At 41.0% G+C, this 15933-nt stretch carries 13 protein-coding genes; 9 read left to right on the top strand and 4 right to left on the bottom strand.

Annotation, left to right across the window (positions count from 1 at the left end; genetic code table 11):
* Positions 1-133: 133 nt before the first annotated feature.
* From uvrA to ABJF11_RS09810, 4 genes are all read left to right on the top strand, one after another.
* Positions 134-2944 carry an excinuclease ABC subunit UvrA gene (uvrA, locus tag ABJF11_RS09825; RefSeq protein ID WP_348119652.1) on the top strand — a complete coding sequence of 937 codons (2811 nt, stop codon included), beginning with the start codon at positions 134-136 and terminating at the stop codon, positions 2942-2944.
* Entirely contained in the window at positions 2944-4116 is a 1173-nt protein-coding gene (locus ABJF11_RS09820) for a DUF1343 domain-containing protein (RefSeq protein WP_348119651.1), read from the top strand. Before uvrA ends, ABJF11_RS09820 begins: the two co-directional genes overlap by 1 nt.
* 154 nt (positions 4117-4270) lie before the next feature.
* Positions 4271-6466 carry a bifunctional alpha,alpha-trehalose-phosphate synthase (UDP-forming)/trehalose-phosphatase gene (locus ABJF11_RS09815; RefSeq protein ID WP_348119650.1) on the top strand — a complete coding sequence of 732 codons (2196 nt, stop codon included), beginning with the start codon at positions 4271-4273 and terminating at the stop codon, positions 6464-6466.
* A gap of 92 nt (positions 6467-6558) precedes the next feature.
* Positions 6559-7383: a hypothetical protein gene (locus tag ABJF11_RS09810; protein WP_348119649.1), complete on the top strand. Its 825-nt coding sequence runs from the start codon at positions 6559-6561 to the stop codon at positions 7381-7383.
* 16 nt (positions 7384-7399) lie between these two features.
* On the opposite strand, the gene ABJF11_RS09805 is transcribed toward ABJF11_RS09810, so the two are convergent.
* From ABJF11_RS09805 to ABJF11_RS09795, 3 genes are read right to left on the bottom strand one after another with little or no spacing between them, the layout of a single operon-like run.
* Positions 7400-7885 (bottom strand): hypothetical protein, encoded by a 486-nt coding sequence (locus tag ABJF11_RS09805; RefSeq protein WP_348119648.1) that lies wholly within the window; start codon positions 7883-7885, stop codon positions 7400-7402.
* A gap of 48 nt (positions 7886-7933) precedes the next feature.
* Entirely contained in the window at positions 7934-8299 is a 366-nt protein-coding gene (locus tag ABJF11_RS09800) for a DUF3703 domain-containing protein (RefSeq protein ID WP_348119647.1), read from the bottom strand.
* Positions 8300-8352: 53 nt separating this feature from the next.
* Positions 8353-8565: a Kazal-type serine protease inhibitor domain-containing protein gene (locus ABJF11_RS09795; protein WP_348119646.1), complete on the bottom strand. Its 213-nt coding sequence runs from the start codon at positions 8563-8565 to the stop codon at positions 8353-8355.
* Positions 8566-8692: 127 nt separating this feature from the next.
* Between ABJF11_RS09795 and ABJF11_RS09790 the strand changes: the two genes are divergently transcribed.
* The 5 genes from ABJF11_RS09790 to ABJF11_RS09770 all read left to right on the top strand — a co-directional run bounded on the left by ABJF11_RS09790 (position 8693) and on the right by ABJF11_RS09770 (position 14580).
* Positions 8693-9034: a helix-turn-helix transcriptional regulator gene (locus ABJF11_RS09790; protein WP_348119645.1), complete on the top strand. Its 342-nt coding sequence runs from the start codon at positions 8693-8695 to the stop codon at positions 9032-9034.
* A gap of 2 nt (positions 9035-9036) precedes the next feature.
* On the top strand, positions 9037-11622 hold the full coding sequence (locus ABJF11_RS09785) for an ABC transporter permease (RefSeq protein ID WP_348119644.1): 2586 nt from the start codon (positions 9037-9039) through the stop codon (positions 11620-11622).
* Positions 11623-11721: 99 nt separating this feature from the next.
* A complete protein-coding gene (locus ABJF11_RS09780) occupies positions 11722-13038 on the top strand; it encodes an arylsulfotransferase family protein (RefSeq protein WP_348119643.1) in 1317 nt (438 codons plus the stop codon).
* Positions 13039-13041: 3 nt separating this feature from the next.
* The gene (locus tag ABJF11_RS09775) at positions 13042-13197 is read left to right on the top strand and encodes a hypothetical protein (RefSeq protein ID WP_348119641.1); all 156 of its coding nucleotides are present in this window, start codon (positions 13042-13044) and stop codon (positions 13195-13197) included.
* Between the two features lie 3 nt (positions 13198-13200).
* Positions 13201-14580 (top strand): sulfotransferase, encoded by a 1380-nt coding sequence (locus tag ABJF11_RS09770; RefSeq protein WP_348119640.1) that lies wholly within the window; start codon positions 13201-13203, stop codon positions 14578-14580.
* Positions 14581-14632: 52 nt separating this feature from the next.
* Here the strand turns inward: ABJF11_RS09770 and ABJF11_RS09765 are convergent, their stop codons facing one another.
* On the bottom strand, positions 14633-15760 hold the full coding sequence (locus tag ABJF11_RS09765; RefSeq protein WP_348119639.1) for a DUF2911 domain-containing protein: 1128 nt from the start codon (positions 15758-15760) through the stop codon (positions 14633-14635).
* Positions 15761-15933: the final 173 nt, after the last annotated feature.

Raw genomic sequence — 15933 nt, 5'->3', positions numbered from 1 at the left:
TTTGTTTGCATATACAAGGACAGTATCAACCCTTGTTTGTGACAAAGGTCGCCAAAAAAATCAATATTTTCCTGATCTATGCTTTTTGACTCACGTATCTCTATCTTTGCGGATTGTTAAATGCACACCCTCTATGGCCGAAATTCTAGAAAATCACATTGCCAATAATATTGACCAATTGGACCCCAGAGATTTTATTATTATCAAGAACGCCCGAGTCAACAACCTGAAGAATCTAAGTGTTGCTATACCTAGAAATAAGCTGGTGGTTGTGACAGGCCTTTCGGGGTCTGGAAAGTCTTCTCTAGCCTTTGATACCTTGTTTGCCGAAGGCCAAAGAAAATATGTGGAAAGTTTGAGTTCTTATGCGCGGCAGTTTCTGGGTCGAATGGAGAAGCCAGAGGTGGACTATATAAAAGGAGTATCTCCTGCAGTAGCAATAGAACAAAAAGTAAATACAAGAAATCCAAGATCTACCGTAGGTACCACCACAGAAATCTATGACTATATCAAGCTGCTGTATGCCAGAATAGGTCAAACGATATCACCTATCAGCGGTGAGTTGGTAAAAAGAGATACCGTATCCACCGTTGTGAATTCGATCAACAAGTACGATGAGGGAACAAAGTTTATGATCTCTGCACCTTTTAGACTACATGAGAATAGAAGCGTAGAGGTAGAATTCAACATTCTATTGAGTAAGGGGTTTACTCGTGTGTTGATAGATGGTGAGCTAGCTCAGATTGAGGAGCTCGATGCTTCGCAGGTTGATCCAAATAAGGTCGAAGTACTGATTGATAGATTGAGTGTAAATGCTACCGACGAAGACGCCAATTTTAGATTTTCAGATTCTGTACAAACTGCATTTTTCGAAGGAGAAGGAGATTGTCGTATTCACATGAAATCTGGCGAAGTGCTGCAATTCTCAGATCGATTTGAACTAGACGGAATATTGTTCGAAGAACCTTCAACGAATCTATTTAGCTTCAACAATCCATATGGGGCATGTAGACGTTGTGAAGGGTTTGGAAAAATATTGGGCATCGACCCGGATTTGGTCATTGCTGACAAAAACCTCTCTGTATATGATGGTGCGATCGTACCATGGAGAAGCGAAACGATGAAAAAATGGCTTCAACCGCTATTGAAAATTGCTCATGAAATAAACTTCCCTCTTCATCGACCGGTAAAAGATCTTTCGGAAAAAGAGTATGATTTGCTATGGAATGGTAAAGGTGAATTTGAAGGATTACATGCCTTCTATGCATTTATTGAGTCTCAACTGCACAAAATTCAATACCGAGTCATGCTCTCTCGGTACAGAGGAAAAACGTCTTGTCCAGAATGCCACGGCACACGATTGCGCAAAGATGCTTTCTATGTCAAAGTAGGAGGAAAACCCATTTCCGAGTTGGTGTTAATGCCGTTGGATCATGCCGTAGAGTTTTTTGCCAACCTTGAGCTTTCAGAATTTGATCGCCAGGTAGCAAAACGAATCCTCAAGGAAATTCAAAACCGATTGAGTTATATGAAAGAGGTGGGTCTTGGATATTTGACCCTCAACCGATTAACCTCAACACTCTCAGGTGGAGAATATCAAAGAATAAAGTTAGCCACCTCATTGGGCAGTGCTTTGGTCGGATCCATGTATATCCTGGATGAACCGAGTATTGGGCTTCACCCGAGAGATACGGCTCGCTTAGGTAACGTGCTCAATACATTAAGAAATTTGGGAAATACGGTAATCGTAGTAGAGCACGAAGAGGAGGTAATGAAGCGAGCGGACCAAATCATTGACATTGGGCCAGCAGCCGGAATCCACGGGGGAGAGTTGGTTTTTCAGGGAGATTGGGACGACATATTGGAGGAAAAAGACTCCGTAACGGCTAGATTTCTCAATGGAACAGAGTTTATCCCCGTACCCACACGACGAAGGCCGTGGAAACACAGCATTGATATAATCGAAGCCAGAGAGAACAATCTGAAGCGTATTGATGTTTCCATTCCATTGGGCGTACTCACTGTTGTCACAGGAGTAAGTGGGTCTGGAAAATCGACTTTGATAAGAAAGATCTTATACCCTGCCTTGGGGAAAATTGTAGGAGTAACCGGTGAGGAAACAGGTAAGTTTGGTGCTCTGGATGGAGATTACAAAATGATCCAGCGGATGGAGATGATAGATCAAAACCCGCTTGGGAGAAGCTCAAGGTCCAACCCAGTGACTTATGTCAAGGCCTATGATGCCATCCGCCAGCTCTACTCAGATCAGCCTACAGCAAAACAGCGAAACTTAAAGCCGGCACACTTTTCATTCAATGTCGACGGTGGAAGGTGCGAGACTTGTCAGGGAGAAGGCGAGGTGAAAATTGAAATGCAATTTATGGCTGATTTACACCTGACCTGTGATGAATGCAAAGGAAAACGTTTTAAGGAAGATATTCTTGAGGTCACCTACAATGACAGGCATATTGCTGATATTTTGGATATGAGTATAGAGGAGAGTTTAACCTTTTTTGCAGATCAGCGGGCTATTGTATCCAAACTCCAACCTTTAGATGACGTGGGTCTTGGCTATGTGAAGCTCGGCCAGTCTTCCAATTCACTTAGCGGTGGAGAGGCACAACGTGTGAAATTGGCATCATTCCTTGGCAAAGGACAGCAAAAAGAAAAAATACTCTTCATTTTTGATGAACCCACTACCGGCCTACATTTTAAGGACATCGAGAAACTGCTAGATAGTATCAATGCATTGGTCGATCAGGGCCATTCTGTGGTGATCATCGAGCACAATATGGAAATTATAAAATCTGCAGATTGGATCATTGATCTCGGGCCTGATGGTGGAGATCAAGGCGGAAGTTTGTGTTTTGCAGGGACTCCAGAGGAAATGATAAAATTGGAAAATAACCACACAGCTAAGTATCTTCGAGAGAAAATCGTCTGATGGTTATAACAGGATTAGAATCACTAAAGGAAAATTCTCAGGACATACATGGTCATGTGGGATATCTCTGCCATCCGGCATCTGTTGCATCAAACTTCGATCACGGAATAGACCTCCTCAAATCCTTGTATGGTTCACGTCTGAAAAAGCTCTTTGCTCCACAGCATGGAATCTTTGCAGATGTTCAAGACAACATGGTGGAGTCGGATCATTTTCATCATACCCACTTTGACCTTCCGGTATACAGTCTTTACTCGGATACAAGAAAACCTACAGCCGATATGCTCGAGGGTTTAGATCATGTCTTGATTGATCTGCAAGATGTGGGGACCAGGGTATACACCTATATATATACCATGATTTATATGATGGAAGCTTGCGGTGAGCTGGGGGTGGAAGTGATTATACTGGATAGACCTAACCCAATAGGTGGTTTGGCCATGGAAGGCAATGTTTTGGATTTTGACTTTAGATCATTTATTGGGAGATACGAGCTTCCCATGCGTCATGGGATGACGATGGGAGAAGTTGGTCTGATAGCAAAGAAATACTGGGGCGTTGATTGTGAGTTGCGAATAGCTAAAATGAAGGGATGGACACGAGATATGTATTTCGCAGAGACAGGCCTGCCCTGGATCCTCCCCTCTCCAAATCTTCCCAATCCGGAGACAGCATCTACTTTTGTGGGCACGGTAATTTTCGAAGGCACCAACATATCTGAAGGAAGAGGGACCACCAAAAGTTTAGAAACGGTAGGTCATCCAGCAATTGCCAATTATCAACTACTGACCCAAATTCAACAAGAAATAAAAAATCAAAGATTGGATGGTTTTGTACTAAGACCGACCTCGTTTATTCCGACTTTTCAAAAGCACCAAGGCATCTTGTGCCATGGTTATCAGATTCATATCACGGACAAAAGTAGATTTAGACCTTGGCTTGTAGGTCAGCTTCTTAATCGGGAGTTCTATCACCATCTTGGGGAGCAGTTTGCCTGGAAGCAGCCACCTTATGAATATGAAGAAGAAATACTCCCCATTGATATATTAAATGGAACCGATAGAATCAGAAAATGGGTCGAAGTTAATGGATCGATCGAGGAGCTTCGGGAAATTGAGATGGAAAAAATGGATGATTTTCAGAACCAAAGAGCGAGTGTTCTAATCTATTGATATAGATATCTCTTTCAACTTATTTTTTATCGTTACTTTTAAGTCCAGTTAGCCCAAAACTGATTCGACGACTTATACTAGTCGTACTAGACAAGTTTTATCCAATTTTCTCCGCAGGTAATAGGTTACCGGCATCGTACTTCATTAGAAAATTATGGCTGCTAAGCAAAAAACAAAAACAATAATTGTATCCAACCGGCTACCAGTTCGGATTGTAAAAGAAGAAAACAAATTATCCTTCATGCCAAGTGAAGGAGGATTAGCTACAGGGTTAGGTTCTATCTATAAGCAAGGAGACAATATTTGGCTCGGATGGCCTGGTGCTGTTCTAAGTGGCAAGTCAGAAGAAGATCAAACTAAAAAAGAGTTAAAAGATCAGAACATGGCTCCGGTTTTTCTTACAGAGGAGGATATTGAGTTGTATTATGAAGGATTTTCAAACGAAACACTTTGGCCAAATTTTCACTACTTCAATCAATTCTCTGAATTTAAGCAAGAATATTGGAGGTCCTATCAGGAGGTCAACCAAAAATTTGCCGATCAAGTTATAAAAAACGCAAACCCAAATGATACCATTTGGATTCATGATTATCAGCTCCTACTCCTGCCGGCACTGGTTCGAGAAAAGTTACCTGAGATATCCATTGGGTTTTTCCTTCATATTCCATTTCCTTCCTACGAATCCTTTAGAATTCTGCCCTGGAGAAGAGAGCTGCTGGTAGGTATGCTTGGAGCTGACTTTTTGGGCTTTCATACCTACGATGATACGCGCCACTTTCTCTCGTCGGTCAGCCGACTTGCAGGAGTGGGAAATGAACACGGGCATATCAATTACAACAATCGCCAGATCATGGCTGATGCGCTCCCGATGGGAATAGACTATGATAAATATGCTGAGACTGCAGCAGCGCCGGAGACTCTCGAAAGAGAAGTCAGGTACAGAACCAGCATTGGCTCACAAAAACTTATTCTATGCATAGACCGGTTGGATTATTCCAAAGGAATTCCTCAAAGACTTAAGGCCTTCGAAAAACTACTTGAGCGAAATCCCGAATACCGGGAGAAGGTTTCTATGCTAATGGTGGTCGTACCCTCTAGAGATCAAGTAGGAAAGTACAAAGAACTCAAAGAAGAAATCGACTTGCTTGTTGGACGGATCAATGGACAATACTCCCGTTTGAGCTGGACCCCAATACATTACTTTTATCGTTCCTATCCTTTGCATGCGTTATCTGCATTTTATCGAATGGCGCATGTATGTCTCGTCAGTCCGATGAGAGATGGGATGAACCTCGTCTGCAAAGAATTCATAGCCAGTAAGCTGGACAAGAAAGGGGTGCTGATTTTGAGTGAAATGGCTGGTGCATCTAAAGAGCTGTCAGATGCTCTTTTGGTCAATCCAAACAACCGGGAGCAGATGGTAGAGGCTATACGCGAAGCTTTGGAAATGCAAGAGGACGAACAAGTTCAGCGCATGATTGTCATGCAAAACACACTCAAGAGATACAATATATATAACTGGGTTGATCTCTTTATGAATAGACTCTCTGTGGTAAAAGAAGAGCAGAGAGCCCTTACCACCAAATTGTTAGATAAAAAATCAGAGGAATCCATTCAGACGGCGTATAAAAAGGCTAAAAAGTCCCTGATTTTTCTCGACTATGATGGTACCCTCAAAGGATTTTTTGGTGATCCTCAGGCGGCCAAACCTGACGAAGAATTGTATGAAATTATCGGAGGGTTGACAAAAAACAAAACGTCAACTGTAGTGATCATTAGTGGTCGGGATAAGCAAACCTTAGCGAGCTGGTTTAATCTATCAAAGGTAGATCTCATCGGCGAGCATGGAGTATGGCTAAGAGGTCATGGCGAAGAATGGCATACGATCACAAACCTTACAGATGTATGGAAAGACGACATTCGAGATGTGCTCGAGGGCTATGTAGCACGGACACCAGGGTCATTTGTGGAAGAAAAAGATTATTCTCTTGTGTGGCATTATAGAAAGGTAGAGACAGGTTTAGGAGAACTCAGAACGCGTGAACTCACGAGCCATTTAAAATATCTGGCTTCCAATCAAAACTTGCAGGTGCTGGAAGGCGATATGGTCGTAGAAATCAAGAGCACAGAAATCAACAAAGGTCGCGCAGCTCGCAATTGGATGAAGCGACATGAGAATGCCGATTTTATCATGGCCATTGGTGATGATTGGACTGATGAAGATACTTTCAAGGCTATGCCCAAGGAGGCCTATACGGTCAAGGTTGGGAGCTCCAATTCGGCGGCTAAATTTAGTGTCAATAGTTTCGAAAATGTAAGAGAGCTGTTAAAAGGAATGGTAGATCTGTAATCTACGTTCTGTTTATTTAAAATAGTTTTTCCATTTATTATTAAGAAGTGATACTTTTGTAATCATTTTACTAATCTAAAATTTACAGCACGATGGCCTACTCAAAATTAAGATTCTGCGCAGTAATCTGCATTACTCTTTTGTCCTTTCAGTCTTTTGGACAAAGCCCTTGGCTCAACAACAACAACCCTGGTTTTTTTGCCTTTGAATTTTCAAAAGTAAAATTAAGTGGAGGCAATGACGGACTCGGCTTTCTTACAGCTGTTTACGATTTGTCTGGAGGGTTTAGCGTAGGAGAAAAAACGGAATTGATCGTGGACTTACCAATTTCGCACTTCAAAGCAAGCGAAAGTTCTTTTCCTTCTGAAACGACTATTGGCAATCTCTATGTAGGAATCCGCACTGGTGACAGATCTAAACCGTTAAGAGTTGAGATTGGCGCTTCGCTACCGACTACAGCAGAAGACAAGCTGTTCGCCAGTTCTTTTGGAACATTGGCATTGCTTAACAGAGAAGAAAAATTCACACCGAATACCTGGGGTTTAAACGCCAAGTTAACGGCAGAAAAGCCAATCAACGATAATGGCCTTTATTATAGGGTCAGAGGAGGGTTACTTTATTGGAAACTAAAAGACTTTGATGTGTCGCTTCTACATCTTGATCTGATGGGTCAAATTGGACTTAGGACGTCCGATGGCATAGGTGTATTGGCTGCAATTAATAGTAGAGTTGGGCTGACTGAAGACTCCAAGTTTGGAGAGGATGACGCCGCTTCATTTTTATTTGCGTTAGGTGCGAGCTACAGATCCAAAAATTTCGAACCTGGTCTTACACTTAATGTTCCTCTGGATGATCCTTATCAAGACGCGGTAAGCAATGTTTTTAATGTAAGCTTATTGTTTCACCTCGAAGACTGAGGTTTCTGAAGAGGGACTAGTGCCCTCTAGTCATCTCCGCCAGGTTGATGCATTCAGCTTTGTGAAAGCTAATCTCTCTGACGTTATCCATTTGCCCCCAGAGATACTTATGGCCCTTGAGTCGTTTTGTAGTTCTCATTCTTCTTTTGAGACGAAGCACCTCCTGGTCTGATGCCTTACGTTTTGCGCCAAGCTGACCGTATAATTTTACTGCAGGATACTGATCAAATCGTCCTTTGAAAAGAGATTTGATCCATAACCAACGATTGCTATTCACGCCTAATATGCAGATGTTGGAGTTTGTGCTAGCATGAGCAGGGAGTTTGGAAGCATACTTTTCAAAATAGAAACCGGAAAGGTTGTCATTCAAAAAAAAGGAACCAATAGGAGTCACCGTGGGGTTCTGCTCTGTGTCAACGGAGGCAATAGAGACATGAAGACTATTTTTGAAACTCAGGCTAAAGTGCCGTCGAATTTTACTCCAGTCGTTGTGAATATCCATAAGTCAGTAGAGGTTTATTTTGCTATACGAATTTATATGCTTAGTGGTCTAGGTGTAGTCACGAAAAAATTGGGCGATGTCCTCAGGAAGGGCTTCTGGTTTCATCATAGATACTCTAATGCTTCCAGGGTTACCTTTTGGAAAGTAGTTAATAAAAGAGAGTGGGCCTCCAAATACTAACCGAATCGCTTGACCTAGAACTTCATTGAATCTTTTTTCTTGCCAGCCTTGCATGAGCATTAGCCAATGTGTCTGCGTATGTTGTATTGGGTAGGCTTGACCGATGATATGAGCACGCTCCAGATGGTGCCAAACTTGAGCACTGTCGTTCGCTATTTTTGCTAGTCGATAGTTGGTGAGCTCCTGAGAGTAAAAAGAAAACAACTTGCTCGGCATGGATAAATTTAGTTTCATCTTTTTTTAGACAAATCTGCTGGATACATCAGAGAGCATCTTGTATAAACCGGCTATTTACAAGCCCCCTTTTCCCATCGGGTGACACCGGCGTTACCAGCCTGGCAGGCATTGCTATAGGTCTCATTATCACACCCGCAGACAGGATCATACTCCATCGTACAAATCCCTTCAAGGTTGATTTTGTTTTTATCAATACAAGGGGACTCGCAGGTATTAGCAGCCAGCATAAAACAAACGAGAAGCAAAGCTGAAATTTCTTTCATGGGAAACAAGATAGCTGAATTGCCTTGTTGATCCAACAGTAATTGAGATGCAAATAATTATCTTCTAGTTATACAAAACTGAAACTAATGAATTAAATTCACGTTTGTATAACAAATAATTTTTTGAATGGGAACAACGAAGGGAACTCATATTGGTGAATTTGAAGAACTTGCTCTACTTACAGTGGGAGCTCTATTTAATGAAGCCTATGGCGTTGCTGTCATGGATGAAATTGCATCTAGAACAGGCCGAAATGTCAATATTAGCGCAGTCCATGAAGTATTGAAACGCCTGGAAAAGAAGGGCTTTGTTCAGTCGAGGATGGGAGGTGCCACAAATGAGCGCGGGGGTAGACGAAAAAGATATTTTACACTCACCTTTGAGGGAAAAGCAGCGCTCGATCAGTCTATTGGGTTGCGCAATGAACTCTACAACGCGATCCCAAAACTCACTTTCAACTTTTCATAACCTTGAATATCTCTCCGCCTAAATGGGCCGATCGATTTTTAAAGTGGTATTGTCACCCTGACCTTCTTGAAGAAATTCAAGGGGATGCACAAGAACTATTTTATCGTCGTGCAGAGAAGGATGGAGAAAGGAAGGCTAGAAGAAAATATGTCTGGGATGTCATTAGGTTCTTCAGGTGGTCCAATCTGAACAAGTCAAACAAACTCAAAATAAACTCACTCATTATGTTTAGTAGCTATTTAAAAATAGGATTTAGAAATATTAGTAAAAACTTGGCTATTTCTTTCATCAACATCTTTGGTCTGGCTCTTGCCATAGGGTGTGCGATTACCACATTTATCTTTGTGGATATGCAGCTCCATATGGATCAATTCCATTCAAAAAAAGACAATATTTATCAATTGATCAATCATGTAAACAATGAATCTGGTGATGAACTGTGGGGTATAAACCCACTTTTACTCGCAGAAGAATTGGAGCAGAACAATGCATCTGTAAGCAATACCATGCGCATGGAGTATGTCGGTGGAAACGTAAGGTATGGCGACAAAGTATTTTCTGAAAGACTGTCCTACATTGAACCCTCTTTTCTTGAAATATTTGATTTCGAACTGGCAAAAGGACCAAGAAATATATTGGAGGACAAACAAAGTATGATAATTAGTCATGACATGGCAGTCAAATATTTTGGAGAAGAGGACCCCATAGGACAAACGCTTACCATCAATCTTGGAGGCAATCAAACCCAATCCTTCCTAGTTGGTGCAGTACTCAAAAAATATCCCGCCAACTCCAGTTTTGGTTTTGATATCATGATTCCAATGGAAAATCTTTTTGATATTAAAGGCTATGAAAAAATGGATTGGGATTTTTTGACCAATGCCACCTTTGTAGAAATGGCCTCTGGTCACCACCCATCAGAGCTAGATGATCAGATGACGGAGTTTGCCAATAGGCATAACATAGCAGCTACAGATTGGACAATAAATATTTTTGAATTTGTTCCACTGGAAGAAATGTCTATTCGGGACTATCAAATAAAAGGAAGCGTGTCGGGAGGCAGTCATCCTGCTGGGCGAATGGCCTTATCGGTAATCGCAATAATCCTATTGGCCTTGGCTTGTTTCAACTATATGAATATAGCGGTGGCTTCGGCTACAAAGAGACTCAAAGAAATCGCCATGAGAAAAGTGATGGGGAGCGATAGAAAAAACATCATCTATCAATTTCTTACAGAAAACTTTATACTCTGTCTAGTCGCCTTATTTCTTGGAGTCTTGTTGAGCTACTATTTCTTTCTCCCAGGTTTTAACTATTTGTTTCCGGTGGAAATTCCGTTTTCGTTCTCGTCTTTTCAAAGTGCTGTTATGTTTTTTGGTGGTCTGCTTTTACTTATTGGCTTTGCTTCAGGCTCATATCCAGCGTTTTATGTTTCAAGATTTCAGCCGGCAGCTATTCTTAAAGGCAATCAAAAACTTGGCGGAAAAAATTGGTTCAGTAAAATCTTGCTTACACTTCAATTACTACTGGCGTTTATGATGGTGGTGGGTTGCTTTGTATTTACAGAAAATGCCATCTATCTCAATGACAAAGACTGGGGCTACAAAGCAAATGGGGTATTTTCAATTAGAGTAAATGACAACAGCCATCTCAACTCCCTCCGGCAAACGGCTGAAGCAAATCCGGCTGTCCTATCCTATGCTGAAGGGTTGGGCCACCTGGGTAGATCCAACTGGCTCACACATATCAGTGTACGTGAATCACAACTCAAAACGCTGCATTACCAGAGTACTCCCAATTATCTTGAAACAATGAATTTGAGGCTTGCGGAAGGTAGACTATTCGACCAGAACTCGTCTTATCCATCAAAACAAACGGTAATCAACAAAAAATTTGCGTCCAAAATGGGTTGGGATAAACCACTTGATATGAAGTTTACTCATGACAGCACAGATTATTATGTAATTGGCGTTATTGAAGATTTTTATACACGTAATTTTTATGAAGAAACGGACGCCGCTTTTTTTACCATCGGAAACCCCGATGAGCATAAGTATTTTATTGTCAAAACGGAAGAAAATCAGCTTTTCGAAGTGGATGATCAGTTTCAGGCAGTATGGTTCGATTTTGCTCCCAATGACCCTTATGATCGAGAGTTCCAAAGATTTGCTTTTGATGATTTTTATAGAGAAAACAAGGGCAATCTTACACTTATAATAACCATATCAGCCTTTGCAATGATCCTTGCCTGTCTCGGGCTTTTTGGGCTGTTGAGCTTCAATCTTCAGCGAAGAATGAAAGAATTTGGTGTGCGAAAAGTACTGGGAGCTGGTAGATTTTCTATCATTAAGCAGGCCAACAAAGAGTATGTGTGGATTATGCTTACAGCATTTGTATTTGGAGCGCCACTGGGGTTTGCGTTGATTATTCAGCTTTTGCAAACCATCTACCCGGATACTCCCCCATCTAGCATATTACCATTCATTGTATCTGTAGTGGTCATAGTATTTACTGTGGCCACCACGATTACCGGTCAGCTGCTACATGCCACCAGAGTCAATCCAGTAGACGTACTGCGATCTGAATAAGGCATAAATTTTACGTATGAAGCAAAAATCTGATGATTTGAATTAGGGATTATAAACAAGTTCAACTAGTTTGAGGCCTTTTTATAACCCCTTTTCAAATTGAAGAAGATATTAACCTATCTCAACATCTTTGTAGTATTGATTTCTTTGCTTTGCTTATATAGCTTTAGCATAATTCATATCGAGCGAGGCGGTACGAGGTTTGGTTCTTTGACAGAGCCAATAAAGAGCTTCTACGAATTTCCCAAATTGGCATATGCTGTGCTAAGGAGCAACGAACTCTGGGGAAACCCGCTGGACTTCAAACCAAGAGATCCAAATTTCATAAGCAAAAACGAACTGACCTACGACGTGTTCTCGCTTCACGGTTCGTTTGACAACAAAAACTCACTTTGGGAAATCAGACTATTCAACCTAAAGGATGATTCGGTACATTATGAGTGGCAAGTAGGACAAGAGCACTTTGATTATGAAGGAAACCCTATTGAATTCTTTAATACTGACCTAAAAAACATTGTTTTATTACCGAATCGTTCGATTGTTTTTAGATTCAACAAAACGAACAATGTCGTGAGACTAGATAGGGATTCAAAGCTGGTCTGGAGAGTCTATGATCGATTTCATCATCATAGCATTAATCAGGATCACAACAACAATCTGTGGATAGGATCTCGAACCCAGCGACCGTTTAAATCTGCCGATGGCCGGACTTATTATTACCGCGAAGATCAATTGTCTCTGTATGATTTTTCAACCGGAGAGCGTATTTTCAATAAAAGCTTGAGTGAAATGTTTCAGGAAAACGGGATGGATCACATTATCTATGGGCATAGCAATCATATCAACTCGTATGATCAACCAGACCCATTTCATCTAAACGACATTCAGCCCTTACTGACAGATGGTGAGTTCTGGAAGAAAGGCGATATTTTTCTCAGCCTACGACATAGATCAATGATACTATTGTACAGGCCTGCTACCAATAAAATTCTAAGAGTAGTGCAAGGACCCTTCATCAATCAACACGACGTTGACATTTTATCAGATAACAAAATTTCATTGTTCAACAACAACGCTACGGGCATCGGATCCAAGCGCCAAATGTCTGAGTACGGAACGCCGGATAAACTTCAAGACTCCTTCAATTCTTCGGATGTCCTGATATATGATCTTATGGATAGCACCTATTCCAATTCGTTCAAGAAGTTTTTTGATCTGGAAAAAATCTATACTAGAACAAATGGTCTCCATCAGTTTTTGAGCAACGGTGATCTGTTTGTCGAGAGTTTTGAGGAGGGTAAAATTTTTATTTTAAACGAAAATGAGATTGTTTTCAAAAAACAGTTGGACACTTCGCAAGAAGATATGATCTATCTTCCACATTGGATGCAATTGTATGAAGACATAAATTTCTAAAATATGCTGTGTACACTTCTTTACTTAGGCCCGGGACTTGGTATAGGCACCATATTCCTTGTGATTATTATTCTGCTCATTGTAGTATTTAGCTTTGGAATGATCATCTGGACGCCTATCAAAAATCTGATTAGAAAAATCCGTGGCAAAAACAACTAAGCCATGAGTCATTACTTTTGGGTGGCGACTGGTTCCTTACTATTCACTGTAGGGCTTATTCTTACGGCGAAAAAACCGTTTTTTTTAATGGCAATGTCCACTGTTCGATTGTTGGACATGATGCTCAATACCTCCATCGATGAAAACGAAAAGACCACTCACCTGATCAAACGACTGTCAAGCCTTCTGCTTTGGCTAGCCGTTTTTCTATCCACCCTTGGGCTGTTGTTTTTTGGTTTTTATGGACTACTGTACGTAGTCAATAATTCTTCCCTAGAAGAATTATATGCTCAAGACTATTCTTCATACAAATTCATTGTTGCTCTGTCAGTAGGTGGAGGGATTCCTCTTCTTTTTTGGCCCAAGGCCCAAGGAGACTATTCCGACTGGTCTAAGTTGTTTCATCGGCTGATTCTGGACCATTATCAAGTAGGGAAAGTCCTGTTTTCATTGGATAAAGCCATCTTTCTGAAAAAGAATAATTTGAATCCCCAATTTGTAATCGTTTCAGGTCTTGCAAGATCCGGTACCACTGCGCTCATGCAAATGTTAAACGATCAGGACAGGTTTTCTTCACTTTCATATGCCAATATGCCTATGCTGATGGGCACCCGAATTTGGAAGATATTTTATTCACCAAAGAATACCCGACTTCAAGAGAGGCATCACAAAGACCAGATGAAGCATAGCCTTAACTCTGCAGAAGCCTTTGATGAATATTTTTTTAAGGTCCATCTCGAGGATAAATATATTTCAGATGGCCACCTTGATCTTCACGATCTGAGCGATGACACCTATCATCAGTATCTACTTTACCAAAATTTGGTCGCACCAAATCGCCAAACCTATTTGGTAAAAAATAATAACCTGATACTTAGATATGAGTCGTTAAGAAAACACAACAAGGACTTTAAGGTCATACTCATGTATAGAGAACCAATGGAGCATGCATCCTCACTGTTACAGCAACACAAAAATTTCTTGACCTTGCAGAAAAAGGAACCTTTTGCGCTTGAATATATGGACTGGTTGGGCCATCACGAATTTGGCCTGCATCACAAACCCTTTAGACTGTCCAAGCTGGAGAGAAAATTTGCAGATCCTGACACACTGGAATATTGGTTGGCACTATGGGTGGAATACTATAGCTATCTTCTAAAATTTGGTGATGACCAGAATCTCCTATTTGTGCATTATCAGGATTTTCTCGAAGATACTCACAAGGTCGAAAAAACAATTTTTAACTGGATTGGCATTGAGTCAAGGAGTAAAAACAGAGAAAAGTTCCTTAAAAACAAACAAGACATGGATCTGACGGCCGACGTCCAGCTTAGCGAAGAGGCTACAGAGGTCTATCATTTGCTTAGGCAAATCAACCCATAAAAAAGGCCAGCTACCTAGCTGGCCCAAACATTATCCAAACTGGAAATCTCTTTTAAGAATCGTATCCACTGGTATCCACACCCATCTCTTTCAATAATTTGATAGAGTTAGCTTTCACATTTGGAGCAGGGTTCAGTGAAAGTGACTTTTTCAAGTACTTGATTGCGTTTTTATTATCTCCTTTTGTTTTGTAAGCCTCACCCAGGCTATCCCAGCAATTGGCATTTTCAGGATTCCTCTTAGCATTTAGTGTAAAGTATTCGATGGCCTTATCATATTTCTGCTGACCGATCATTTGATATCCAAGAAAATTCAGTTGACCAACATTGGCAATTGCTACAGATTCATCAATCAAGGCCTGAGCCTCAGCTGTTTTACCTTGCTGAGTCAAAAGCTGACCTTTTGTCGAAAGGTTGTTGAAGTTTTTAGTGTTGGCGATTGATCGATCAACCCACTGAATAGCTTCCTCATGATTAATGTTGTTTTGCACGCAGTACTGAGCTGCCTGATTTAAACCTTGCCATCCAAAACCTGGAATAGACCTAAGTTCATCTCTAAAGTTAGCTAGCACAACTTCGTGTACGTCAAAAGATACTTTAAACGGAATAGCTTTCTTTTCCCATTTCAAGGCAATAGTCGCACTCGTATTATCCATAGCGATCGCGTCATAAGTCAACAGTTCAGTGTGATCGATAGCTGTGGTTTGTACATCTACTCTGAGCGCATCCTCCGCCTCTTTGTAGTAGAAACTACCCCACGAAGAAGTATTGTTTGAAAAAATCACAGTGGCTTTTCCATTTTCATATACGGCCATATGTAGCCCATAAGATCCAGCAGCAATTTTTTTGCCTTCAATACTGACATCATGTGAAAATGTTATTATGGTGTTTTCATTTGCACCAGCTCTCCATGGAATATTGCTTCCATCTACAAATGTAGTGGCGTCAAATCCCCACGGGACCTGAGTTCCCCAGATATTTCCACTTCGATCTTGGCCTCTAAAGGTTACACGCGGTCTACTGTATTTGATGTTGATCGTAGAGATCCCTACAGTCTGAGTGAATTCTGCAGCAGGACTTACTGCTCTTGGCGTAGTTACGTTTTGGGCACTTACCTCCCAACACAGCATTGCGATCAACGCAGCCGTAAAAAGTGCTTGCATGTTAATTTTTGTCTTCATAATATAAATGGTTATGGTATTTGAATTTTTAACAACTAGATAAACGTGTATCCTCTAAGAGGGAGGATATTTTGTGATAAACGGCAAATTCAGTGATAGAAGGTTTATAATAAGTGATAACAGGAGCGTAATATTCTACTTAAATACCTGCAAAGTGCAGAAGATTTTATACC

This window comes from Reichenbachiella sp., from assembly GCF_039941815.1.
GTDB lineage: Bacteria > Bacteroidota > Bacteroidia > Cytophagales > Cyclobacteriaceae > Reichenbachiella.
This window is presented reverse-complemented; position numbering and strand designations above follow the sequence as displayed.

Bases quoted from the DNA above. Each gene is read 5' to 3' on its own strand.
- uvrA (WP_348119652.1), top strand. From the start codon at position 134: ATGGCCGAAATTCTAGAAAATCACATTGCCAATAATATTGACCAATTG.
- ABJF11_RS09820 (WP_348119651.1), top strand. From the start codon at position 2,944: ATGGTTATAACAGGATTAGAATCACTAAAGGAAAATTCTCAGGACATA.
- ABJF11_RS09815 (WP_348119650.1), top strand. From the start codon at position 4,271: ATGGCTGCTAAGCAAAAAACAAAAACAATAATTGTATCCAACCGGCTA.
- ABJF11_RS09810 (WP_348119649.1), top strand. From the start codon at position 6,559: ATGGCCTACTCAAAATTAAGATTCTGCGCAGTAATCTGCATTACTCTT.
- ABJF11_RS09805 (WP_348119648.1), bottom strand. From the start codon at position 7,885: ATGGATATTCACAACGACTGGAGTAAAATTCGACGGCACTTTAGCCTG.
- ABJF11_RS09800 (WP_348119647.1), bottom strand. From the start codon at position 8,299: ATGAAACTAAATTTATCCATGCCGAGCAAGTTGTTTTCTTTTTACTCT.
- ABJF11_RS09795 (WP_348119646.1), bottom strand. From the start codon at position 8,565: ATGAAAGAAATTTCAGCTTTGCTTCTCGTTTGTTTTATGCTGGCTGCT.
- ABJF11_RS09790 (WP_348119645.1), top strand. From the start codon at position 8,693: ATGGGAACAACGAAGGGAACTCATATTGGTGAATTTGAAGAACTTGCT.
- ABJF11_RS09775 (WP_348119641.1), top strand. From the start codon at position 13,042: ATGCTGTGTACACTTCTTTACTTAGGCCCGGGACTTGGTATAGGCACC.
- ABJF11_RS09770 (WP_348119640.1), top strand. From the start codon at position 13,201: ATGAGTCATTACTTTTGGGTGGCGACTGGTTCCTTACTATTCACTGTA.
- ABJF11_RS09765 (WP_348119639.1), bottom strand. From the start codon at position 15,760: ATGAAGACAAAAATTAACATGCAAGCACTTTTTACGGCTGCGTTGATC.